We start from the raw sequence: 21833 nt of genomic DNA, 5'->3' as shown, positions 1-21833 counted from the left end.
GTGAATCTGAGTATCATGAACAATGAAATCCGATTCCATCGGTCTCGCCGACTAGAATCGACCCAGTCGTGAGGAGCATTCGATGAAGATCTTCGTCTTGGTCAAAGAGGTGCCGGACACCTATGGCGATCGCAGGCTGAGTCTGGAGACCGGGCTGGCCGATCGTGCGGCCGGCGATGTGGTCCTGGATGAGATCACCGAGCGCGCTCTGGAGGTCGCCTTGTCTTACTCCGACAAGAACGACGGCACTGAGGTCGTCGCGCTCGCGATGGCCCCGGAGTCGTCGACAGCATCGATCCGTCGCGCTCTCGCGATCGGCGCGGCATCCGCTGTGCATATCATCGACGAGCAGCTCGCGGGGGCCGATCTCGGACTCACGGCCGAAGCGCTCGCCGCGGCCATCCGACGCGCCGAACCCGACCTCGTCATCACCGGGAACCTCTCCACCGACGGATCCGGCGGCATGATCCCTGCCATGCTCGCCGAGCACCTCGGCTATTCGCAGGCGACCGCGCTCAATGCCGTCGAGATCAGCGCAGATGGTGTCTCCGGTACGCGGGCCGCCGACGACGGCAATCAGTCGGTCTCGGCATCCTTCCCAGCGGTGATCTCGATCACTGAGGCTCTTCCGGATGCGCGGTTCCCCAATTTCAAGGGCATCATGGCGGCGAAGAAGAAGCCCCTCGAGGTGCTCTCTCTCGACGACCTCGGCGTCTCCGCCGACCCGGCCGCCGCTCCCCGCACCATCATGACGACCGTTTCCGAGAAGCCCCCGCGCGCGGCGGGTGTGAAGATCACGGATGAGGGTGACGCCGGCGCGAAGCTGGTCGAGTACCTCGTGCAGAACAGGCTGGTGTGACGATGAGCTACCCCGAGAACTCGATCCTCGTCCTCGTCGACGTGACTCCTGCCGGCGATGCCGCCAGCTCGACGGCGGCACTCATCGGTGCCGCGTCGACGATCGGATCTCCGGTCGCGCTGGTTCCCGGCGGTTCACAGAGCGCGGTGGATGCCGCGGCCGCTGCCGGTGCATCGGTCGTCCTCACCGCGGATGCCGATGCGGAAGCCCTCACGGTCCCGCTGGTCGACGCGCTGCAGGCGGCATACGAGAAGGTGCAGCCGGACGCGGTGCTGATCTCGAATTCGATCACAGGCCGTGATGTCGCCGGCCGCTTCGCGGTGCGCGAGCGGCTCGCCGTGTCGGTGGATGCGATCGGCGTCTCCCGCGATGACGAGGGCATCGTCGCGCACCATTCCGTCTACGGCGGGGCCTACCTCGTGGATTCCGCGCCGACGTACGGCGCGCCGGTCATCACCGTGCGCCAGGGCGCGGTGGATGCTCGTGCGGAGGCCGTCGCATCTCCGACGGTCGAAACGCTCGAGGTGACAGCATCCGGTGCCGCAGCTGCGAAGGCGGGCGCGATCGAGGTCGTCGAGGCGGAATCGTCACGTCCTGAGCTGCGCGGTGCCACGAAGGTCGTCTCGGGCGGTCGTGGTCTGGGTTCGAAGGAGCAGTTCGTGCTCGTCGAGCAGCTCGCCGACGCGCTGGGTGCCGCGATCGGCGCCTCACGTGCGGCGGTCGATGCCGGCTACATCCCGTACGCGCACCAGGTCGGTCAGACCGGCGTCTCGGTGTCGCCGCAGCTGTATGTCGCGGTCGGCATCTCCGGTGCCATCCAGCACCGCGCCGGCATGCAGACTGCCAAGAACATCGTGGCGATCAACAAGGACGGCGAGGCGCCGATCTTCGACGTCGCCGACTTCGGCATCGTCGGCGACCTGTTCAAGATCGTGCCGCAGGTGGTCGAGGCGCTCGAAGCGCGGAAGAAGTAGCGATGACGACGCGGATGCTCAGGCGCGGTCTGCCGCGCGTGGCCGGTGGCGAGCCCTGGCCCCCGGCCGGTGACGTCGAAGTGGCGGATGCTGTGGCGCAGGACACTACGCCGGTGCCTGTTCCTGCAGCTGGAGAAGGCTTCGACTCCTTGTCGGTCGCTAAGCCCGTTTCGTCTCCTCAGGCTTCCCCCGCGGCGCTAAACGACCCGCGGGGGGCAGCTGCTGCGACGCCGCTGAGGCGTGGGCTCCCTCGAACACCGGGAGGAGAGTCGTGGCCTCCGGCCGATGCGGTCTCGGTCCCACCTGCGGCAGCAGCGCCAGCGGTGGCGGCGTCCGCCGCGACTCCCTCAGCGGATTCCACTCAGACCTCCAGGGTCGCCCCGCGAGGGAGCGAAGCGACCGAGACGAAACGGGCCCCGCGAGCGGAGCGAGTCGAAACCTCGCCGGCCGCGACATCCGGTACCGGTGATGCCCTGCGACGCGGCCTGCCGCGCACGCCAGGAGGCGAACCCTGGCCTCCTGCCGGCACGACCGCGATCGTTGCGGCTGCCGTTGCCGTCGAAGGCGTGGCAGAGACGCGCACCGACGACTTCATCGAGGCATCCGACATCCCGGCATCCACGGAACTCGCGACGGTCGACGTCAGCACGCCGCTGCCGTTCCAGCGCACGGTCTTCCCAGGCAAGAACGCGTTCACGCATCCCGCACCTGCTCCGGAGCCCACCCGCATCGGCCCGTTCACCAAGGCCCAATGGGCGGGTGCTGTCATCGTCGGCGGCATCGGACTGCTCGGTGCCGCGGCGATGGCGGTGCTGTTCGTCCGCTGGCTGCTGAGTCTCTCCGGCATGCAGGAATTCCTGCAGACCTACCCCGGCGAATACCACCTCCCCGAGGGTGCTCCGGTCGGGTTCCCCGGCTGGCTCGGATGGCAGCACTTCTTCAACGTGTTCCTGATGGTGCTGATCATCCGCTCAGGGCTCAGCGTGCGCAATGACAAACGCCCGACCGCGTTCTGGACGGCGCGGGGCAACGCGAAGAGCAAGATCAGCCTGACGCTGTGGTTTCACCAGTCGCTCGACATCCTGTGGCTCGTCAACGGCATCGTGTTCGTGATCCTGCTGTTCGTGACCGGGCAGTGGATGAGGGTGATCCCCACCAGTTGGGAGGTCTTCCCGAACGCACTGTCCGCGACGCTGCAGTACGTGTCGCTGGACTGGCCGACCGAGAACGGCTGGGTCAACTACAACTCGCTGCAGCAGCTCGCGTATGGCGCGACGATCTTCATCGCGGCGCCTCTCGCGGCCATCACCGGCGTGCGCATGAGCGGTATCTGGCCGAAGAACGCAGCGAAGCTCAACGAGGCGTACCCGGTCGAATGGGCGCGCGCGCTGCACTTCCCGGTGATGCTGTACTTCGTGGTGTTCATCGCGATCCACGTGTTCCTCGTGTTCGCGACCGGAGCACTGCGCAACCTCAACCACATGTACGCCGCGCAGGGCTCCGCTGATCCGAACGCCTATGCGGACAACTGGACCGGATTCTGGTTCCTGGTGGCATCACTCGTCGTCATCGCGGCCGCATGGGTCGCCGCACGCCCGATGGTGCTGGCGCCGATCGCGAAGCTGTTCGGGAACGTCAGCGCCCGCTGAGCGGGTCAGCGCACGAATCGCACTTCGGTGAGCGTCTCACCGAGGAACGGTTCGGTGTGAGTCGCGCCGTCGAGCGTGAAGCCGTTGCGCGCGTAGAAGCGGTGGGCGCGGGGGTTGTCCTCCGCCACCCAGAGGTACAGCGGCTCGTCCTTCTCGACGGCCGCATCGAAGAGCTTCTGGCCGAGGCCGGTGGAGTGCCACTTGTCGAGGAGGTAGATGAAGTACAGCTCGCGGAACGCCGGGGCATCCTTGTCGCGCGCAGGACCGGAGCCGACGAAACCGACGATCTCACCGTCGACGAGCGCGGCGCTCATGCTGAAATCTTCGCCCTGTGCTGCCCAGTGGGTCCACAGCTCTGCCATGCGGCGGGGGGACACGCGCTCCAACGCAGCCTTGCTGACCAGATGATCGTAGGTCTCGTGCCAGCACTGCGCGTGCACGCGACCCAGTGCCTCCGCATCCACATCGCGGACCGGACGGATGATGACTTCAGGCTGGGCTTCGGCGCTCATGCCGCGACTCTACGCGCGCCTTGGACGAAGATGAAATCGAGCGACCCCCCTGTTCGATTCCCACAAAGGAGTTCAGGGATCATGCATCGCTGGCTACTATCGATCCTCGTGAACGTGATCTGGCGAACTCTTCTCGTGATGTGGCGTGCTCGTCGGCGGCTGCGCCGGGAAGGCCAGCTCGAACCCGGCGACGTCGGGCGGATCAGGGTGACGACTCTCCCCACCGACATCGACGTGCTGCGCCATATGAACAACGGCCGCTATCTGTCGCTTTTCGACCTCGGGCGCTGGGACCTGCTTGTGCGCACGGGTATGGCCGACGCGATGAAGAGCAACGGCTGGTATGCCGTCGTCTCAGCCGAGACCGTCACGTTCCGCAAGTCGCTTCAACTGTGGCAGCTCTTCGACATCGAGTCGCGCCTGCTCGGGCATGACGACAGGGCGATCTATCTCGAGCACCGCGCCGTGGTCGACGGGGAGGTCTATGCCAGGGCGATCATCCGTGCCCGCATGCTCAAGCGCAGCGGCGGCACGCTGTCGCACCAGGAGCTCTTCGCGGCCGTCGGGCGTCCGGAGGGACTGCCGGACGTGGATCCGTGGGTGCACGAGTGGGCCGCGGCATCCGCTCTCCCGCCGGTGCGGAAGCCTGCGCCGAGTATCTGGATGTGAGGCGCGCTAACGTAGCGGCGTGCTGACGATCCTCGCCACCACCGGACGCGTGCTGCTGCGGCACTGGCCGGCGCTGCTGGCGTGGTTTGCGGCAGGCGCACTCGGGCACTACCTCGCGATCCAGCTGGCCGGCTATGTCGGCGCGTGGAGTTCCACCTGGGGCTTCGTGCTGCTGCCGCTGGCGATCCTCTCCAAGCCTGGACGCAGCTCGCCGAACAGATCGAAGCAGCGCCACCTCCACCACGGCGAGTGCGCTGCCTGCTGACGCCGTTCTTCAACTCGGCTTCAACGTGGCGAGCGTCGCCGTCATCGTCGTGGCGTTCGCCGGCCGTTGGGCATGGAAGCGGTACGGAACGCGACTTCCGAAGCCTTTCTCCCTCGTCGCCGTCTACCTGGAGGCGGTCTGGGTCTGCTTCTCGCTCTTCCTCATCAGCGATGGCATCGACGCCGTCACCGCGTGGGTCGACGGCCGCGCCACCATGGTGTGGATCGGTCATCTGCGCGAGTGGGTCGGTTCGCAGCTCACGCCGATCGCGTGGATCTGGGACGGCGTGGAATGGCTGCTCGGCGAAGCAGGCGGCATCCTGATCCAGCCGCTCGCATGCTGGCGATCGCCGGTGTGATCTACGGACAGGCGATCGTGGCGGAGAGTGTGCGGCTGCGCTACCGCTTCATCACGCGCACCCGGCAGCGGATCGAGCGACTCCCAGGGCCAGTGTCCCGCTGGATGGGTGAGTTCGGCGAGCAGTTCATCGGCCGCTTCCGTCCGCTCGGCAAGGCGATCGTGCTGATGTGGCGGGCCGGACCCGTGATGATCGCCACCTATGTGTTCCTCTACACGGTCGTGCTCGCTGCAGATGCGCTGCTGAGCCTCGCGATCACACGGTTGCTGGAGCCGAACGAGCTCGCATCGTCCTGGCGGGTCGCAGACATTCTGATCTTCCTGCTCGTTCCGTTGATCCTCGAGCCGATCCGCTTCGTGCTCGTGGCCGCATCGTACGACGCCACGCTGGGTGCGCTGCGGACGCGGGCCGACGCCGAGCGCGTGGCTGTCGAGGTGGTCGATCCGAGCCCGGCGCCGACGGCTCAGGGGTCGATCGAGAACTGAACGATCTTCGGGGACTCCGCCGGCGGTGCGATGTTCACCCAGAACGGGCCTTCGGCGTCTTTCGGCACGATGTACGGCATGAGCAGCTCGTACGGCTCGGTGACGGTGCTGTCGCAGGTGGTCGGCTCCGCGGAGCTGGACGACAGTCCCAGGTCGAGCCGACCCTCACTCCATTCGCGGCCGCTGCTCTGCTCGATCAATGTCGGCGCGGGGCAGGAGATCGGTTCGGCGCCCGGAGTGACGGGAATGACGGCGACGACCACTTCAGCGCCCTCGGGCACGGTCAGTCCCTCGACGTCCCCGAGGTACTGACTGCGGATGGGACCCCAGGTCGCGCCGCCGAGTTCGACGGTGCCGTCTTCGGTCTCGGGTGCTACCTGGGTGGTGGAGCGGTGGAGGAAGTACTCCTGCCACTCGTTCCAGCCGATGACCCCTGCCGTGACCGGCGCGAGCACAGCCAGGGCGATGCGCGGGAGGGTGTTCCGCCGCCACCAACCGGTCATGGCGTCGCCCAGTCTGTGTCACGCACGGATTCCTCGTCGCTGATGGTCAGCTCATCGAGCGGGATGATCAGCTCGATGACCGAATCGAGGCGGGTGTCGCCTGCGAGGGAGACGTGCCGGTCACCATCGCGTCCGGGAGTTCGAACGCGATGGTGCCCCTGCGAGGGATGCCGGGGACGAGGTTTGTCGAGAACAACGAGTCCATCCGTTCACTTGCCCGGAACTCAAGCGCGTCGATGGTCAGCGTCGCGCCCTTGAGGAGACGGCCGGTCGTCACGGATTCGGCATCCAGATCGATGAGCAGCCAGGTCCCGTCTGCACTCCACCCGCTCGAGGCCGTGACGGTGCTCGCCGCGCGCACATCGAGGATCGTGACCACGATCTCGCGCCCGACAGTCGTCCATTGATTGCGCCGCGGCGTCGATGCGGCCGGCGCGGCGGATGACTGCGGATCGGCGTCCTCAGAAGCAACGGGCGGGGCGACGGTCGCAGACGCACTCGAAGAGCGTTGCTTGCTCCCCTGGTCGGTCACAGCAAAATCATAGAGCGACGTGAAGGAGGCCGAAGTAGTGGGCGCTTCGCAGTGTCACCGCTCCGCGATGCGACTGCGCTCCTAGGCTGAGCACATGTCAGAGTCGTCCTTTCCCGGGGCCAATCAACTAGCCGATCAGGCGGTCGAACTCGCGAGTCGCTGGATCGCCGAAGCGGCCGAGGTCGAGGTCGATCCTGCGGCCGCGCGCCTCGCCGATCTGCTGCAGGACAAGAACGGGCTCCCGTTCACGCTCGGGTTCGTCGACGGCGTGATGCGGCCCGAATCCCTGAGCGCTGCCGCCGCCCAGCTGCAGCGGATCGCACCGATGGTTCCCGACTTCCTGCCCTGGTACCTGCGCGGCGCTGTGCGCCTCGGCGGTGGCATCGCCCCCCTGATCCCCACTCCGACGGTGCCGATCGCCAGGCGCGTGCTGCGTGAGATGGTCGGACATCTCGTGGCCGATGCCCGCCCCGCGAAGCTCGGTCCTGCGATCGAGAAGCTCCGCGAGACGGGCGCGCGACTGAACCTGAACCTGCTGGGCGAAGCCGTGCTGGGCGAGGCGGAGGCGAAGCGCCGACTCGACGGCATCCATGAGCTCATCAGACGCGACGACGTCGACTATGTCTCGGTCAAGGTCTCGTCGGTCATCAGCCATATGTCGATGTGGGCGTTCGACGAGATCGTCGATGCCGTCGCCGCCCGCCTGCTGCCGCTCTATCTGACGGCCGCTTCCAATGGCACCTTCATCAACCTCGACATGGAGGAGTACCGCGATCTCGATCTCACGATCGCGGTGTTCACCCGCATCCTCGAAGACGTTCGCCTGCAGCGACTCGAGGCGGGGATCGTGCTGCAGTCCTATCTGCCCGATGCGCTGGATGCGCTGCGCGAGCTCACGGCATGGGCGAAGGCGCGCGTCGAGCACGGCGGAGCGAAGATCAAGATCCGACTCGTCAAGGGCGCCAATCTCGCCATGGAGCGAGTGGATGCCGTGATGCACGGGTGGCCGCTGGCCACCTACGACACGAAGCTCGATACCGACGCGAACTACCTGCGGCTGCTCGATGAGGCTCTGCGCCCCGAGAACACCGCCGCCGTTCGGATAGGCGTCGCCGGCCACAACCTTTTCGGCATCGCGCATGCCTGGCTGCTCGCCGGCGAACGCGGCGTCACGGGCGACGTCGAGTTCGAGATGCTGCTCGGCATGGCGCAGGGGCAGGCGCAGGCCGTCTCCCGCGAGGTCGGCCCCGTGCTGCTGTATGTGCCCGTGGTCAAGCCGGACGAGTTCGATGTGGCCATCAGCTACCTGGTCAGGCGGCTGGAGGAGAACGCAGCATCCGAGAACTTCCTCTCTGCGGCGTTCCACCTGCACGACGATTCTTCCCTCTTCGAGCGCGAGAAGCACCGATTCCTCCAGTCGCTGGAGCGGGCGGGCGACCGCACGATGAGGCGTGTCCCGTTCCGCATCCAGAACAGGCAGGACCCTGTGCATGAGTCGCTGCGGCCCGCGACCACCCCGCAGAGCGACGACGGCGACCTCACGAAGGCCGTGCTCGGCATCGCCAGGGGATCGGAGGGCGTGGACGGCTCCGATGGCGGCGGGGCATTCATCGAGACGGCCGTGTACTCGCCCCGCGAGGCTGATTCGGATTCCGCTGGGGCGCCCGGCTTCGTCAACACGACCGACAGTGACCCCGTGCTTCCGGCGAACCGTGAATGGGCGGACGGCATACGAGCGCGTATCGAGACGTCGACGGTGGGCGAAGTGACATTGCGCGAGGCCGCAATCCACGATGCGACCGTGCTGGATCAGACGATCGCGCGCGTGCACGCAGCCGCTGCCGCCTGGGGTGCGCGGCCCGCGTCCGAACGTGCGGAGACGCTGCTGCGTGCGGCAGCCGCGCTGGAATCGCATCGCGGAGAGCTCATCGAGGTCGCGGCATCCGAGACCGGAAAGGTGTTCTCCGAGGCGGATGTCGAGGTCAGCGAGGCCGTCGACTTCGCCCGCTACTACGGCGCGAAGGCGCGTGAGCTGGACTCCATCGCGGGCGCTGCGTTCGAACCCGCCCGTGTGACCGTCGTCACACCGCCGTGGAACTTCCCCATCGCGATACCGTCCGGCGGCGTGCTCGCGGCGTTGGCGGCCGGCTCCGGCGTGATCTTCAAACCCGCGCCGCAGGCCAGGCGATGCGCGGCGGTCGTCGCGGAAGCGCTCTGGCAGGCGGGTATCCCGAGGGACGTGCTCGCCCTCGTCGACATCGAGGAAGGCGATCTGGGGCGCCAGCTCATGTCGCATCGCTCGGTCGATCGGGTCATCCTCACCGGATCCTGGGACACCGCCGCGCTGTTCCGATCCTGGCGTCCAGACCTTCCACTGCTCGCGGAGACCAGTGGTAAGAATGCGATCGTCATCGCACCGTCAGCGGATCTCGACCTCGCCGTCGCCGATCTGGTGAAGAGCGCATTCAGCCACGCGGGACAGAAGTGCTCAGCGGCCTCACTCGCGATCCTGGTCGGGCCGGTGGGGCGCTCCAAGCGCTTCGCCCGCCAGCTGACAGATTCCGTGCGTTCGCTGAACATCGGATGGCCCACTGACCCGCTCGCAGAGATCGGCCCCGTGATCGAAAAGCCGCAGGGCAAGCTCGCCTGGGCGTTGGCCGAGCTCGAGGATGACGAACAGTGGCTGATAAAGCCTTCCTTGGTGGGGGGCGATGAGACCGGGCGGCTGTGGCGTCCCGGCATCCGCGTCGGGGTGGAGGCCGGGTCTCGCACCCACCGCGAGGAGTTCTTCGGCCCGATTCTGGGCATCATGCACGCGCCGACCCTGGCTGCCGCTATCGATCTGCAGAACGACGTGGCATACGGCCTGACCGCCGGGCTGCACACCCAGGATCCCGACGATCTCGCGCTCTGGCTCGATCGGGTGCAGGCCGGCAATCTCTACGTCAACCGCGGCATCACCGGGGCGATCGTGCAGCGTCAGCCGTTCGGCGGCTGGAAGCGGTCTTCGGTCGGACCCGGTGCGAAGGCGGGCGGGCCGAACTATCTGATCGGCCTGGGATCGTGGCGTTCGCTGCCGCGTGGCAGGGCATCGAGCACTCTGCATCTGCGGGGACTCGACAGTCGCATCTCGGGGCTCATCGAGTCCGCGCAGGCATCGCTGGACTTCGAGGCCTTCGAGTGGCTGCGTCAGTCGGCGCTGTCGGATGCCGTGGCGTGGGATCGTGAATTCGGCCAGGTACGCGACGTGTCTCAGCTCGGCGTCGAACGGAACCTGTTCCGTTATCGTCCGGTGCCCGTGGTGGTGCGGGCGACAGCGGACGCTCCGCTGCAGGACGTGCTGAGGGTGGTGCTCGCGGGTATCCGCTCCGGTGCCGGCTTCTTCGTGTCCATCGCCGGCGGACTTCCCTCCGCCGTGCGCAGCGCACTCGGCGACCTCGGTGCACTCATCGCGGTGGAGAGCGACGCGGAGTGGATCGAGCGGATGCTGCGGCGCGAGGAACCGGCATCCGGCGACGTCCTCGCGGACCACCCGAACCGCGCTTCGGGCTCCCGGGTGCGTCTCATCGGCGGGCGGGATGCCGTTGCCGAACTGCACCGTTCATTGGCAGCGGCCCTGGGCGGCGACCCCGACGTGGCCGTCTACGACAACGAGGTCACCTCAGCCGGACGACTCGAACTGCTGCCGTTCCTGCACGAGCAGGCGATCAGCATCACGGCGCATCGTTTCGGGAACCCCGACGACTGGAGTGCCGACGTCATCTGACCAGCGGCGCGATTGATCAGCGACGCGATGTAAAAAATTCTTGACACGGATGCCGCGGCGGCGGTACGTTCGAGATGTCAAGAATCCTTTACATCGGAGATGCGCCATGGTCTATACGGAACGCAACACATGGGTCGGGCTGATCGTCACGGCAGTCATGATTCCCAGCTACGTCATCGTCATCCTGCAGCGAGCGGGAGGTGGGCCGCTCGCGGCGGTCGACTGGTTCCCGATCATGCTGTGGACGATCGGCATCAGCATCGTGGTCAGCATCCTATGGGGGATGTTCGCCGGGGCGCGTGATCCGAAGGGTGCGACGGCCACGGATGTCCGCGATCGCGACATCGACCGGATGGGAGGGCGCGTCGAGCACTCATTCCTCGTCATCGCAGGTCTCGGCGTCATCGTGTTGTGCGCCATCGGCGCGGATGCGTTCTGGATCGCCAACGCCATGTTCTTCGGCTTCGCCGTCTCAGCTTTCATCGGCGGTATTGCCCGGATCATCGCCTACCGTCGTGGGCTCGTCTGATGGTCAAGCCCACACTCGTCACCAACAGCATCCGCTCCAGACGCGAGGAAGCCGGGATCACCCAGGCCGATCTCGCCAGTCGCATCGGCGTCACGCGGCAGACGCTCATCGCGATCGAGCAGGGAAGATACTCTCCCACGCTCGAACTCGCTTTTCAGATCGCCCGCGCTTTCGAGGTCGGCATCGACGATCTCTTCCAATACCCGGAGGATTGAGATGGACACCGCAACGATTCCCACCACGATGACCGCCTGGCTCGGCACCGACTACGGTCCAGCCTCAGGAACAGTGCAGCAGCAGGTCGACGCGCCTCGGCCCGGCAAAGGCCAGGTGCTTCTGCGAGTGAGGGCGACAGCGCTCGCGGCCGGCGATGTGCGCCTGCTGCTCGGAGACCCTCGGCTCGCGCGCCTTGCGTTCGGGCTGCGGCGTCCGAAGCAGCCGATCCGGGGCATCGACGTCGCAGGAACGGTCGTCGCCGTCGGCGAGGATGTCTCGCAGGAGCGCATCGGCGAAGAAGTCGTCGCGGAGCTGAACGCCGGCGGAGGACTCGCGACATTCGTCGTGGCACCTGCCGCGCGGCTCGTGGCACGACCCGACGATGTCGAACCGGGCGTCGCGGCGACGCTGTCGGTCTCGGCCGGCACCGCGCAGCAGGCGCTCGATCTTGCGGGCGTCGAGAGCGGGCACCGGGTGCTGGTGCTCGGCGGATCAGGTGGCGTCGGCACCTTCGTGGTGCAGCTCGCCGCTGTTCGCGGCGCCGAAGTCGATGCGACCTGCAGCGATCGCAATCGCACGCTTCTGGAAGGAATCGGCGCGATGCGCACGTTCGACGATCGAACCGCATCGGCGTCGGCTCCGCCTGCCGGCAGAAGGTACGACGCCATCATCGACATCGTGGGGACTCGACCGCTGCGCGCGCTGCGCGACATGCTGACGCCCGAGGGAACCCTGGTGATGGTCGGCGGAGGCGGCGGAAGCGTACTCGGGCCTCTACCGCGGATGCTGCGCGCCGCCCTCCTCTCGATCGGATCGAGTCGCCGCATCCGCTCGCTCATGGCGATGCCGAAGCCGGAGATGACGGCCGCGCTCATCGAACTCGCACGTGCAGGCCGGATCACCCCGGTGATCGAGCGCACATACTCATTCGCGCAGGCGAACACGGCGCTTGCCCACGTCGAGGCCGGCCACACCGTGGGGAAGGTCGTGGTCAGGGTAGAGCAGTGAGGCGCCGATGGCGTCGCGACGGGTGTGCAGTGGCGCATCCACAGATTCGGATGACACAATGAACACTGGCGTGCCTGCGTCGCATCTTCCCCGCTAGTCTCGGCATTGAGCGGTGGGTCGAACTTCCGCCGGGCCCCTGGACAGCGTCCGCCGCATCTCTTCGAGGAGCAAGATGTCGACGCCAGAAACCGTCACCACCCCCACGCCCACACGCACCGCGCAGCACCGCCGGTACCTGATGTGCCGCCCCGAGCACTTCACGGTGAGCTACAAGATCAACCCCTGGATGGAACCGGCGAACTCCACCGACACGGCGAAGGCCGTGGCGCAGTGGCAGAAGCTGTACGACCTCTATCTGCAGCTCGGCCACGAGGTGGAGCTGATCGATCCGCTCGAGGGCTTCCCCGACATGGTGTACACAGCCAACGGCGGCTTCGTGATCGACGGACGTGCGTACGTGCCGAAGTTCCGCTTCGTCGAGCGCGCCGGTGAGGCGCCCGCATTCGCGGACTGGTTCCGCGCCAACGGCTTCGACACGGTCGAGCCGGAAGAGGTCAACGAGGGTGAGGGCGACTTCCTGCTCGTCGGCGACACGATCCTGGCCGGCACCGGATTCCGCTCCGCCGGCGACAGTCACCGGGAAGTGGGGGACGTGTTCGGCCGCGAGGTCATCTCCCTGAATCTCGTCGACCCGCGTTTCTACCACCTCGACACCGCCCTCTCGGTGCTCGACCCCGTCGAGGGCGCAGAGAACGGTGGCCCGGAACGTGCGAACATCGCCTATCTGCCTGGTGCCTTCGACGACGCCAGCCGCGCGCTCCTGGAAGAGCGGTTCCCGGACGCCATCCTCGTCGCCGATGCGGACGGCGCAGTGTTTGGGTTGAACTCGGCGAGCGATGGATACAACGTCATCATCTCGCCGCGCGCTGTCGGCTTCGAGAAGCAGCTGCGCGAGCGCGGTTACAACCCCATCACCGTCGACCTTTCCGAGCTGCTGCTCGGCGGCGGCGGCATCAAGTGCTGCACGCTCGAACTGCGCGCGGCGGCCGACTCGGGGGTGGGCGCATGACCACAGCACCGGCTCCCGCAGGAACCGAGACGCACGTCGCCCGGAACTACAGTCCGCTGCCCGTCACGGTCGCATCCGGTGAGGGCGCGTGGGTCACCGACATCGAAGGCAAACGGTACCTCGATCTGCTCGCCGCCTACTCGGCCGTGAACTTCGGCCACCGGCATCCGGATCTCGTCGCGGCCGCGAAAGCACAGCTCGACCGCGTGACACTCGTGAGCCGTGCGTTCATGAGCGACCGGCTCGAGCCCTTCGCAGACGCGCTTGCCCGGCTGTGCGGCAAGGAGCTCGTGCTGCCGATGAACACCGGCGCCGAGGCCGTCGAGACGGGCATCAAGGTCGCCCGTGCGTGGGGTTACCGGGTCAAGGGCATCGCCCCCGGAAAGGCGCGCATCGTCGTCGCCGCCGGCAACTTCCACGGCCGCACCACGACGATCGTCAGCTTCAGCGACGACGAGTCGGCCCGCGACGACTTCGGACCGTACACGCCCGGTTTCGACGCGGTGCCGTTCGGTGATGCGGATGCGATCGCCGCCGCCATCACGGATGACACGGCGGCCGTGCTCGTCGAGCCGATCCAGGGCGAGGCCGGAGTGATCATCCCGCCTGCGGGCTATCTCACGCGCGTCCGCGAGATCTGCACCGAGAAGAACGTGCTGTTCATCGCGGACGAGATCCAGGCCGGACTCGGCCGCGTCGGTGAGACGTTCGCGTGCGACCGCGAAGGCGTCGTGCCCGATCTGTATCTGCTGGGCAAGGCACTCGGCGGCGGCATCCTTCCGGTCTCTGCCGTCGTCGGTGACCGTGACGTGCTCGGCGTGATCCGGCCGGGTGAGCACGGTTCGACGTTCGGCGGGAACCCGCTCGCAGCTGCGGTCGGACTGCGCGTCGTGGAAATGCTGGAGACGGGTGAGTTCCAGGAGCGCGCCCGCGCGCTCGGCGCGCACCTCGAGCGGGGGCTGCAGAAGCTCGTCGGCCATGGCGTCACCACCGTGCGCGTCGCAGGCCTGTGGGCCGGTGCCGACATCGACCCCGCGCACGGTACGGGCCGGGAGATCAGCGAGAAGCTGATGGAACGCGGCGTGCTCGTCAAAGACACGCACGGCCAGACGATCCGCATCGCTCCGCCGTTGGTGATCCGCGCGACCGAGATCGACTGGGCCCTCGAGCAGCTTCGGCTGGTGCTTGAGAGCTGACGTCAGTGCTGTAGCTCGGTGGCCTCGACCCCGCGGTGCAGAGTCTCCGGAAGGAACCGGATCCCGACGATCCCGATCACACTGAGCACGATGAGGTAGACGGCCACAAGCCACGGTGACCCGCCGGTCGCAGCGACCAGCGCGGTTGCGACGAGCGGCGCCGTGCCGCCGACCAGAGCTGCAGGGATCTCACGCGAGATCGCGATGCCGCTCCAGCGCATGCGGGTGGGGAACAACTCGGCCAGCATCGCTGCACTGACCCCGATCGTCCCGCCCTGGATGACAGCGAGGCCGAGGATCAGTGACAGGCCGACCAGCCAGGAGTTCTCCGTGTTGAACAACCAGAACATCGGGAACGCGAACACCACGCCGAAGATCGCTGCGGCCATGAGCACCGGTTTGCGCCCGATGCGGTCCGCGAGGCGGCCGCACAGTAGCGTGACCGGGATCGTGAGGAGTTCTGCGATGACGAGCCCGATCAGGGCATGCGTCGGGTCTACCGACAGGGTGCCGGTCGTGTAGTTCAGCGAGTATGTCTGCACGACGTAGACCCACGGCAGGGCGAAGACGAAGAGCGCCATGCCAGGAAGGAGGATCCGCCAATGCGTGCGGACGGCTTCGACGAGCGGCGCCGTCGTCACCTCACCCTTGCGCTCGGCCGCCTTGAACGCCGCGGTCTCTTTCACCCGCAGACGGAAGTACAGCGCGAATGCGACGATGACAATACTGGCGACGAAGGGGATGCGCCAGCCCCACGCCAGGAAGAGCTCGCTGGGCATCAGGCTCACCAGGGCGAAGCAGCACGTGGCCAGCGCCATGCCGACGTACACGGCGGAGCCGGGGAAGCCGGCGACGAACGCGCGGTTCTTCGTCGGAGCGGACTCACTGGCCATGGTCATGGCGCCGGCGAACTCCGCACCGGCACCCGCGCCCTGGAACAGCCGAAGCACGATCAGCAGGATCGGCGCCCAGATGCCGATCGACTCTCCCGTCGGCAGCAGGCCGATGAGCGTCGTGGCCAGGCCCATCATCAGCAGGGTCGTGAGCAGTGTGGTCTTGCGGCCGATGCGATCGCCGAAGTGCGCGAAGATCAGGCCGCCGACCGGGCGGGCGCCGAAACCGACAGCGAAGGTCGCGAACGCTCCGAGCGTGCCGGCGAGGGTGCCGGCGCCGGGGAAGAACAGCGGTGCGAAGATCAGCGCCGACGCGAGCCCGTACAGCGTGAAGTCGTACCACTCGATGATGGTTCCCACCGAACTGCCGATGATGGCGCGGCGGCGCTGGTCCTTGGTGTCGAGTCCTGATCGGTCGATGTCTGTGGCGGCGACGTCAGTCATGTCACTCCTTCGTGGGCGGTCGCACCCACATTAGGAGCCGGCATGGTGCGCAGCGATGTGCGTTTCGCACACGGTCAGGGCGACAGCGTGCGCGGACAGCACATCGGCGCCAACGTCGATGAGGGACGGCAGAAGCTCCTCGGAGCGGGCATCACCGTAGTGCTCGTCAATGAGGCGCGTGAACTGCTCGGGCGTCGGGGATCACGGCACTCGGAGCACGCCGTTGCGTCGGTGAGGGAGCGCCGCGATCGCCTCGTTGCGCAGTGCGGCGGGAAGCAGGTGAGCCGGCGCGTCCTGATAGACGATCGGACGCAGGAAGCGGCGGATCGCCGTTGCGCCCACCGATGTGTGCAGTGACGTCGTCGCCGGCCACGGCCCGCCGTGGTGCTGTGACCACGTGACGGCGACCCCGGTCGGCCAGCCGGCGAACAGCACGCGTCCGGCCCGACTCTCGAGGAGCGCGAGCGTGGCCGCGACCTCGTCGCCCTCCTCGGAGTGCAGCGTGGCAGTGAGGCTGCCGGGAACGGCGCGCAGGGCCGCGTGCAGGTCGTCGTCGCCGTCGTAGCGCACCAGCAGAGTCACGGGACCGAACACCTCGGCCAGCAGCACCTCTGGATCGGCCGTCACGGCCGCCGCGTCGGTGGCGAGTACAACCGGCTGCGCCCCGGTCTCGGTGGGCGCGCCGCGACCGAGCAGTTCGACCGACGAGGATCCGAGCAGCGCGTCGATGCCGGCGGGGAAGGCGTCGGTGATGCGGTCGGTGAGCAGCTGCCCGCCGGTCGCATCGGTGACGGCTTCGGCGACGGACGCTTCGAATCCGGCATCACGGGGTATGAAGACGACACCGGGCTTCGTGCAGAACTGTCCGACCCCGAGCGTGAAGGATCCGACCAGCCCGGTCGCCAGTGCCGCACCGCGTGCGGCGGCCGCCGTCGGGGTGATCACGACCGGGTTGATGCTGCCGAGCTCGCCGTAGAACGCGATAGGGTCCGGACGGCCGTTCGCGAGATCGAACAGTGCGCGGCCACCGGTGACGGAGCCGGTGAAGCCGGCGGCCTGGATCGCTGGATGCTGCACCAGCGCGTTTCCCGCTTCTCGGCCTTCGATCAGCGCGAACGAACCCTCTGGTGCGCCCGCCGCGCGCAGCGCCTCGGTGACGACCTCTGCAGTGCGACGCGACAGGTCGGGGTGTCCGGAGTGCGCCTTCACGATCACGGGGTTGCCCGCCGCGAGTGCGGATGCGGTGTCGCCGCCGGCGACGGAGAACGCGAACGGGAAGTTCGAGGCGGAGAACACGGCGACCGGTCCCACGCCCGTGAGTTGACGCCGCAGCTCAGGGCGACCGGACACGGCATCCGCATCGTCGACAGTGAGCTCGAGGTACGAGCCCTCCTCTACGACGGTGGCGAACAGTCGCAGCTGCCCTGAGGTGCGCCCGACCTCGCCGCGAAGGCGCGTCTCGCCGAGGCGCGTCTCGCGATCGGCGATCGTGACGAGTTCATCGATGTGCGTGTCCAGCGCATCGGCTATGGCGCGCAGCCACCCCGCACGCTCACCGGCATCGGCGGCGCGCCAGATCGGTGCGGCGTCGGATGCGGCGGCAGTGAGGACGTCGATCTCTGCGGTGGTGGTTGCGGGTGCCATGGTCATGACAGTGTCCTTTCGCTGGAATCGCCGAACCGGATGCCGAGCCCGAGGTGCGCGCGTTCGGTGAGGCGACCTTCGGTGATGGTGACGGGGGAGGGCTCGGCGAGCGCGCCGAGTGCACCGAACCCGGCGTCCTCGACGTCCTCGACGAGCACGTCGGAGTCGAGGGCGAGGGCCAGTTGTCCGGAGAGTTCAGGTAGCAGGTGCGGGTGCAGCACCGCTCCCGCGTCCGCGACGGATGCCGCGATCCGGCGGAACGGTGTGATGCCGCCGACCCGCACGATGTTGGGTTGCAGGATCTGAGCAGCCTCGGCGCGGATGAAGTCCTCGAAGCGGTACACCGTGTGCAGATTCTCGCCGAGCGCGATCGGCACGCGTGACGCAGTGCGAAGGCGCCGGGCGAGCTCGGCGTGGCCGGCGAGATCGTCGGCGCGCAGCGGCTCTTCGATCCAGGCGATGTCGTGGACGGCCAGAGCCTCGATGGAGCGGGTCGCCCGGTCGAGGTCCCAGCGCTGGTTGGCGTCGATCATGAGCGCACGATCAGCGCCCAACACCTCTCGGACGGCGGCCACGCGCTCCAGGTCTTCTTCGACCGAGGGCTTTCCGACCTTGATCTTCACCATGTCGAAGCCGGCGTCGATCCAGCGCCGCACCTGGGCGACGAGCTCGTCGAGCGAATAGTGCAGGTTCACGCCGCTGCCATAGGCGGCTACGCTCGATCGCCGGGTGCCGAGCAGCGCTGACACCGAGACACCGTCGGCTCGTGCGGCGGCATCCCACAGTGCGAGGTCGAGTCCGGACAGTGCGATCGTGGTGATGCCGCCCCCGCCCGCTTCGTGCAGGTGGGCCCAGGCCTGCGGCCACAGTTCGGACGGATCGTTCGTGCGACCGACGGCGAAGTCTGCGATGTCGTGCTGCAGCAGTGCGAGCACGGTCTCGGCGCCGATCTGAGGCGTCCAGGAGAAGCCCCATCCCTCGACGCCGTCACTGCGCAAGACGTGCGTCTCGATCACGCCGACGGACGTGACATCGGCCGCCCACGGGCGGGTCAGCGGAACCCGCAGCAGTCGTGCATCGAACGCCGAGATGACACTCATGCCAGGGCGTGCCCCGCCTCGAGGGTCGCGGCGAGCCGGCGCTCCTGGTCCGGAGTCGGGTCGACCAGCGGCGCGCGCACTGCGCCGACTGGTATGCCCGAGACGCGCAGCCCGGCTTTCACGAGCGAGACACCGAACCCTGGAGTCTCGTCGCGCAGTGCGACCAGCGGCGCGTAGAAGCGGTCGATCAGCTCGAGTCGGCGCGCTTCATCGCCGTCGCTGTAGGCGCGGTAGTAGGCGTTGGCGACAGCCGGCGCCATCGCGAAGGTCGACGATGAGTACAGCGGAATGCCGATCGCGCGGTACGCGGCCTGCGTCAGCTCAGCCGTGAGCAGCCCGTTGAAGAACGCGAAGTCGTCGCGCCCGGCATTTGCGACGGCGCGCACGATGAGCTGAGCGGCGCCGATGTCGCCGGCGCCGTCCTTGAATCCGATCACCTTCGGGTTGTCCGCGAGCCTGCGCATGGATGCCGCGGTGAACTGCGCATTGGCGCGGTGGTAGACGATCACCGGGAGATCGGATGCCGCGGCCACCGCTTCGATGTAGGCGACGAGCCCGTCCTGGGGGGCGCCGACGAGATACGGGGGCATGACGAGCAGAGCATCGGCGCCGGCATCCGCTGCGCCGCGTGCCGCGTCGATCGCGTGCCCGAGAGGGCCACCCGATCCCGCGATCACCGGCACGGCTCCGCCGACCGCCTCGACCGTGGTGCGAGTGACCAGCGCATGCTCCGCGATGCTCAGCGCGTGGAACTCGCCGGTACCGCACGCGGGGAACACCCCGCCCGCCTCGTGAGCCACGCCGTTCGCGACATGCTGCGCGAGCAAGCCCGTATCGACGGCGCCGTCTGCGGCGAACGGCGTGACGGGGAAGAACAGGATGCCTTCGAAATTCATGCTGGTTGCTCCTTCCGAGCGATCTGCAACTGGTCTCGCCAGCCGTAAGTGGGGTGCCAGCCGAGGAGCTCGGCGGCCTTGGCATTGGAAAACGCCGGAGACGTGCCGGTGAGAACGGCCGCGACGTCTTCGGTGTCAGGGAAGAACTGCGGCACGAGGTCGGCGAGCGGTTGTCGCGCCAGCGCGTCGTCGGCGCCGACGAAGTAGGTCTCTGCGTTCGGTGTGTGCGGCAGCGCGGCCAGCAGCGTGTCGGCGAAGCCGGCGACATCGCGCGCGTCGACGTAATTGAACAGCGCCGGTGCCGAGAGCGCCGGATCATCGAGGCGCTCCTGAACCGTGTGGCCCTGCTGTGTCGGTGCGCCATCCCATTCTTCGGGGGCGATCACGTAGCAGGGGCGGAACGCCGCGTAGCGGACGTCGTCTCCGGTCTGGCGGTGGAGCATCGAGATGCTCTGCTCGATGACCAGCTTCGACAGGGCGTAGGCGTTCGACGGCTTCGGCGGGGTGCGCTCATCCAGGGGGAATCGATCCGGCACCCACCCGTCCGCGCCATAGCCGAGGACGGTCGGGCTGGAAGCGGCGACGATTCGGCGGATGCCTGCGCGCACGGCGCCGCCCATCACGGAGACGGCGAGACCGGAGTTGACGCGGAGGATGACGTCCTCCGGCGCGCTGAAGGGCACAGCGATCGCCGCCAGATGGATCAGCGCATCAGCGTGCGACGCGGCGAGGGCATCGGCGGTGGCGGTCGCATCGGTGAGGTCGATGGCGATCTGGGCGACGCCCTCCAGCTCGGACGCGTCCGACACGTCAAGATCGAATGAGACGATCTCATGGCCGCGGGCCGTGAGGCCGGCGACGAGGCTGCGGCCGAGGCGTCCGGCCCCGCCGGTGATGACGATGCGGCTCATGACTGCGCCAGCAGACGTGGCCCGAGATCGGTGATCCGCACGGCCTGGCCGGTCTCCAGCGAGCGGTTGCCTGCGATCCCGACGGCGATCGAATGCAGCCCGTCGGTCCAGTCCGCGGGGCGCGCGAGCGGGTCATCACCCGGGCCCTCGAAGACGTCGCGCAGCAGCAGGGCATCGCCTCCGCCGTGGCTTCCTTCGCCGGTGATGATCGGCACCTCGACGGCCTCTTCCCAGTGCCGCTGCACGATCAGGCGTTCGCCGTGCCGCCGCAGGGCATCGTCGCTGTCGACCGCGGTCGCGCTGGGATCGAGCACAGGGTGCAGTTCCGTATCGATGAGAACGGCGCTGCGCTCCACCACGTCGAGCTCTGCGCGGCCGAGAGTGCCGTTGACCGCCACGCGATAGCCCTCCCACGGAGCGTGGGCATTGAGCGAATACGACATGGTCGCGCCGGAGGCGTAGTCGACGACCAGCGCGAGATTGTCTTCGATCGTGATCCCCTCCCCGAAGACGGACTGGTCGCGGATGTAGCCGTCGTGCTGTTCAGCTTCGAGATAGAGCTGCGTCAGCCGCACGTCGTCTCGCAGATCCAGCTCGAACGCGTCGTGCGCTCCGTCGTGGGTGCCTCGTGCGGGCAGCGCGGCGACTCCGCGTCTGATCGCCTGGTCTGCGCCGTAGAAGCGCAGGCCGCCGGAGGCGAACACCCGTGTCGGGGTGGAGGCGATCCACCAGTTCACCAGGTCGAAGTGGTGGCTGGATTTGTGCACGAGCAGACCGCCGGAGTTCGCCTTGCTGCGATGCCACCGCCGGAAGTAGTCCGCCCCGTGCTTGGTGTCGAGCATCCACTGGAACTCGACGGAGGTGACATCGCCGATCCCGCCGCCCTGGATGAGTTCGCGGAGCGCGCTGTTGCGCGGCGAATAGCGGTAGTTGAATGTCAGCACGACGTTGCCGCCGGTACGGGCGACGGCGTCTTCGATGGCTGTCGCGCTGGCGGCGTCGATCGTCAGCGGCTTCTCGACGACCACATCGGCGCCGGCGTCGAGGGCGCGGACGATGAGCGGCGCGTGCTGGTCATCGCGCGCGCAGATGATGACGCGCTCAACGCGCTCTGCGCTGATCATGCGTTCGAGGTCGTCGGGCTGCCACAGTGATGGAGCCGCCTGACCCGCGGCGGTGACGGCGTCGGCATAGTGCTGGGCGCGCACCGGATTGGGCTCGCAGATCGCGACGAGCTCGGCGCTCTCCGCATACGTGCCGGTGATCGCGCCGACGTACATCTGCGCGCGGTGGCCTGCGCCGACGAGGGCGTAACGAGTGCGGGTCATTGCACATCCATCCAACTCAGGAAACGT

Annotated in this window: 22 protein-coding genes; 13 read left to right on the top strand and 9 right to left on the bottom strand. The window is 67.7% G+C overall.

Translation table 11 applies throughout. The annotated features are described in order from the left end of the window. Positions 1-82 precede the first annotated feature (82 nt). The 3 genes from HDC95_RS06780 (at position 83) to HDC95_RS06770 (ending at position 3482) form a co-directional block, all read left to right on the top strand. A complete protein-coding gene (locus tag HDC95_RS06780; RefSeq protein ID WP_259062542.1) occupies positions 83-859 on the top strand; it encodes an electron transfer flavoprotein subunit beta/FixA family protein in 777 nt (258 codons plus the stop codon). A 2-nt stretch (positions 860-861) separates the two neighbouring features. Continuing rightward, positions 862-1833 (top strand): electron transfer flavoprotein subunit alpha/FixB family protein, encoded by a 972-nt coding sequence (locus HDC95_RS06775; protein WP_259062541.1) that lies wholly within the window; start codon positions 862-864, stop codon positions 1831-1833. A gap of 566 nt (positions 1834-2399) precedes the next feature. Beyond that, the gene (locus HDC95_RS06770) at positions 2400-3482 is read left to right on the top strand and encodes a cytochrome b/b6 domain-containing protein (protein ID WP_259062540.1); all 1083 of its coding nucleotides are present in this window, start codon (positions 2400-2402) and stop codon (positions 3480-3482) included. A gap of 5 nt (positions 3483-3487) precedes the next feature. Here the strand turns inward: HDC95_RS06770 and HDC95_RS06765 are convergent, their stop codons facing one another. Continuing rightward, positions 3488-3994: a GNAT family N-acetyltransferase gene (locus tag HDC95_RS06765; RefSeq protein ID WP_259062539.1), complete on the bottom strand. Its 507-nt coding sequence runs from the start codon at positions 3992-3994 to the stop codon at positions 3488-3490. A gap of 108 nt (positions 3995-4102) precedes the next feature. Here HDC95_RS06765 and HDC95_RS06760 point away from each other — a divergent pair, with 108 nt between their 5' ends. Genes HDC95_RS06760 through HDC95_RS06745 form a run of 4 tightly spaced genes read left to right on the top strand, consistent with a single transcriptional unit; the run spans position 4103 to position 5771 of the window. After that, positions 4103-4663 carry an acyl-CoA thioesterase gene (locus tag HDC95_RS06760; RefSeq protein WP_259062538.1) on the top strand — a complete coding sequence of 187 codons (561 nt, stop codon included), beginning with the start codon at positions 4103-4105 and terminating at the stop codon, positions 4661-4663. A gap of 19 nt (positions 4664-4682) precedes the next feature. After that, the gene (locus tag HDC95_RS06755; RefSeq protein WP_259062537.1) at positions 4683-4928 is read left to right on the top strand and encodes a hypothetical protein; all 246 of its coding nucleotides are present in this window, start codon (positions 4683-4685) and stop codon (positions 4926-4928) included. Between the two features lie 25 nt (positions 4929-4953). Then, positions 4954-5286, top strand: coding sequence for a hypothetical protein (locus HDC95_RS06750; protein ID WP_259062536.1), 333 nt, complete (start codon positions 4954-4956; stop codon positions 5284-5286). Next, complete coding sequence (locus HDC95_RS06745; RefSeq protein WP_259062535.1) at positions 5265-5771, top strand: hypothetical protein; 507 nt, start codon at positions 5265-5267, stop codon at positions 5769-5771. The genes HDC95_RS06750 and HDC95_RS06745 overlap by 22 nt, the downstream gene beginning before the upstream one ends. On the opposite strand, the gene HDC95_RS06740 is transcribed toward HDC95_RS06745, so the two are convergent. Both HDC95_RS06740 and HDC95_RS06735 read right to left on the bottom strand, forming a co-directional pair. Beyond that, positions 5750-6274: a tetratricopeptide repeat protein gene (locus tag HDC95_RS06740; RefSeq protein WP_259062534.1), complete on the bottom strand. Its 525-nt coding sequence runs from the start codon at positions 6272-6274 to the stop codon at positions 5750-5752. The genes HDC95_RS06745 and HDC95_RS06740 overlap by 22 nt on opposite strands. A 67-nt stretch (positions 6275-6341) precedes the next feature. After that, on the bottom strand, positions 6342-6806 hold the full coding sequence (locus HDC95_RS06735; RefSeq protein ID WP_259062533.1) for a DUF4352 domain-containing protein: 465 nt from the start codon (positions 6804-6806) through the stop codon (positions 6342-6344). A 94-nt stretch (positions 6807-6900) separates the two neighbouring features. Here HDC95_RS06735 and HDC95_RS06730 point away from each other — a divergent pair, with 94 nt between their 5' ends. The 6 genes from HDC95_RS06730 (at position 6901) to rocD (ending at position 14590) form a co-directional block, all read left to right on the top strand. Further along, a complete protein-coding gene (locus tag HDC95_RS06730; RefSeq protein ID WP_259062532.1) occupies positions 6901-10572 on the top strand; it encodes a proline dehydrogenase family protein in 3672 nt (1223 codons plus the stop codon). Positions 10573-10678: 106 nt separating this feature from the next. After that, positions 10679-11101 carry a hypothetical protein gene (locus tag HDC95_RS06725; RefSeq protein WP_259062531.1) on the top strand — a complete coding sequence of 141 codons (423 nt, stop codon included), beginning with the start codon at positions 10679-10681 and terminating at the stop codon, positions 11099-11101. Beyond that, complete coding sequence (locus HDC95_RS06720; RefSeq protein ID WP_259062530.1) at positions 11101-11316, top strand: helix-turn-helix transcriptional regulator; 216 nt, start codon at positions 11101-11103, stop codon at positions 11314-11316. Before HDC95_RS06725 ends, HDC95_RS06720 begins: the two co-directional genes overlap by 1 nt. A 1-nt stretch (position 11317) precedes the next feature. Further along, positions 11318-12325 (top strand): NAD(P)-dependent alcohol dehydrogenase, encoded by a 1008-nt coding sequence (locus HDC95_RS06715; RefSeq protein ID WP_259062528.1) that lies wholly within the window; start codon positions 11318-11320, stop codon positions 12323-12325. A gap of 172 nt (positions 12326-12497) precedes the next feature. Next, complete coding sequence (gene ddaH / locus HDC95_RS06710) at positions 12498-13394, top strand: dimethylargininase (RefSeq protein ID WP_259062527.1); 897 nt, start codon at positions 12498-12500, stop codon at positions 13392-13394. Continuing rightward, positions 13391-14590 (top strand): ornithine--oxo-acid transaminase, encoded by a 1200-nt coding sequence (gene rocD / locus HDC95_RS06705; RefSeq protein WP_259062525.1) that lies wholly within the window; start codon positions 13391-13393, stop codon positions 14588-14590. Before ddaH ends, rocD begins: the two co-directional genes overlap by 4 nt. A 2-nt stretch (positions 14591-14592) precedes the next feature. On the opposite strand, the gene HDC95_RS06700 is transcribed toward rocD, so the two are convergent. The 6 genes from HDC95_RS06700 to HDC95_RS06675 form a co-directional block, all read right to left on the bottom strand. Continuing rightward, positions 14593-15927: an MFS transporter gene (locus tag HDC95_RS06700; protein WP_259062524.1), complete on the bottom strand. Its 1335-nt coding sequence runs from the start codon at positions 15925-15927 to the stop codon at positions 14593-14595. 201 nt (positions 15928-16128) lie between these two features. Continuing rightward, positions 16129-17577, bottom strand: coding sequence for an aldehyde dehydrogenase (NADP(+)) (locus HDC95_RS06695; protein ID WP_259062523.1), 1449 nt, complete (start codon positions 17575-17577; stop codon positions 16129-16131). Then, positions 17574-18671 (bottom strand): mandelate racemase/muconate lactonizing enzyme family protein, encoded by a 1098-nt coding sequence (locus HDC95_RS06690; protein WP_259062522.1) that lies wholly within the window; start codon positions 18669-18671, stop codon positions 17574-17576. Before HDC95_RS06690 ends, HDC95_RS06695 begins: the two co-directional genes overlap by 4 nt. Then, a complete protein-coding gene (locus HDC95_RS06685; RefSeq protein ID WP_259062521.1) occupies positions 18668-19567 on the bottom strand; it encodes a 5-dehydro-4-deoxyglucarate dehydratase in 900 nt (299 codons plus the stop codon). Before HDC95_RS06685 ends, HDC95_RS06690 begins: the two co-directional genes overlap by 4 nt. Next, entirely contained in the window at positions 19564-20478 is a 915-nt protein-coding gene (locus tag HDC95_RS06680; protein WP_259062520.1) for an NAD(P)-dependent oxidoreductase, read from the bottom strand. The genes HDC95_RS06685 and HDC95_RS06680 overlap by 4 nt, the downstream gene beginning before the upstream one ends. Beyond that, positions 20475-21806 carry a Gfo/Idh/MocA family protein gene (locus tag HDC95_RS06675; protein ID WP_259062519.1) on the bottom strand — a complete coding sequence of 444 codons (1332 nt, stop codon included), beginning with the start codon at positions 21804-21806 and terminating at the stop codon, positions 20475-20477. Before HDC95_RS06675 ends, HDC95_RS06680 begins: the two co-directional genes overlap by 4 nt. Positions 21807-21833 lie beyond the last annotated feature (27 nt).

It is taken from the genome of Microbacterium sp. AK031 (assembly GCF_024807145.1).
Taxonomy (GTDB): Bacteria; Actinomycetota; Actinomycetes; order Actinomycetales; family Microbacteriaceae; genus Microbacterium.
The sequence above is the reverse complement of the archived record's forward strand: the minus strand, read 5'-3'. Positions and strand labels throughout refer to the sequence as shown.

Coding starts and splice junctions, on each gene's coding strand:
- HDC95_RS06745 (WP_259062535.1), top strand. CDS start 5,265: ATGCTGGCGATCGCCGGTGTGATCTACGGACAGGCGATCGTGGCGGAG.
- HDC95_RS06715 (WP_259062528.1), top strand. CDS start 11,318: ATGGACACCGCAACGATTCCCACCACGATGACCGCCTGGCTCGGCACC.
- HDC95_RS06775 (WP_259062541.1), top strand. CDS start 862: ATGAGCTACCCCGAGAACTCGATCCTCGTCCTCGTCGACGTGACTCCT.
- HDC95_RS06780 (WP_259062542.1), top strand. CDS start 83: ATGAAGATCTTCGTCTTGGTCAAAGAGGTGCCGGACACCTATGGCGAT.
- HDC95_RS06725 (WP_259062531.1), top strand. CDS start 10,679: ATGGTCTATACGGAACGCAACACATGGGTCGGGCTGATCGTCACGGCA.
- HDC95_RS06690 (WP_259062522.1), bottom strand. CDS start 18,671: ATGAGTGTCATCTCGGCGTTCGATGCACGACTGCTGCGGGTTCCGCTG.
- HDC95_RS06685 (WP_259062521.1), bottom strand. CDS start 19,567: ATGAATTTCGAAGGCATCCTGTTCTTCCCCGTCACGCCGTTCGCCGCA.
- HDC95_RS06765 (WP_259062539.1), bottom strand. CDS start 3,994: ATGAGCGCCGAAGCCCAGCCTGAAGTCATCATCCGTCCGGTCCGCGAT.
- HDC95_RS06740 (WP_259062534.1), bottom strand. CDS start 6,274: ATGACCGGTTGGTGGCGGCGGAACACCCTCCCGCGCATCGCCCTGGCT.
- HDC95_RS06675 (WP_259062519.1), bottom strand. CDS start 21,806: ATGACCCGCACTCGTTACGCCCTCGTCGGCGCAGGCCACCGCGCGCAG.
- HDC95_RS06720 (WP_259062530.1), top strand. CDS start 11,101: ATGGTCAAGCCCACACTCGTCACCAACAGCATCCGCTCCAGACGCGAG.
- HDC95_RS06700 (WP_259062524.1), bottom strand. CDS start 15,927: ATGACTGACGTCGCCGCCACAGACATCGACCGATCAGGACTCGACACC.
- HDC95_RS06730 (WP_259062532.1), top strand. CDS start 6,901: ATGTCAGAGTCGTCCTTTCCCGGGGCCAATCAACTAGCCGATCAGGCG.
- rocD (WP_259062525.1), top strand. CDS start 13,391: ATGACCACAGCACCGGCTCCCGCAGGAACCGAGACGCACGTCGCCCGG.
- ddaH (WP_259062527.1), top strand. CDS start 12,498: ATGTCGACGCCAGAAACCGTCACCACCCCCACGCCCACACGCACCGCG.
- HDC95_RS06695 (WP_259062523.1), bottom strand. CDS start 17,577: ATGACCATGGCACCCGCAACCACCACCGCAGAGATCGACGTCCTCACT.
- HDC95_RS06680 (WP_259062520.1), bottom strand. CDS start 20,478: ATGAGCCGCATCGTCATCACCGGCGGGGCCGGACGCCTCGGCCGCAGC.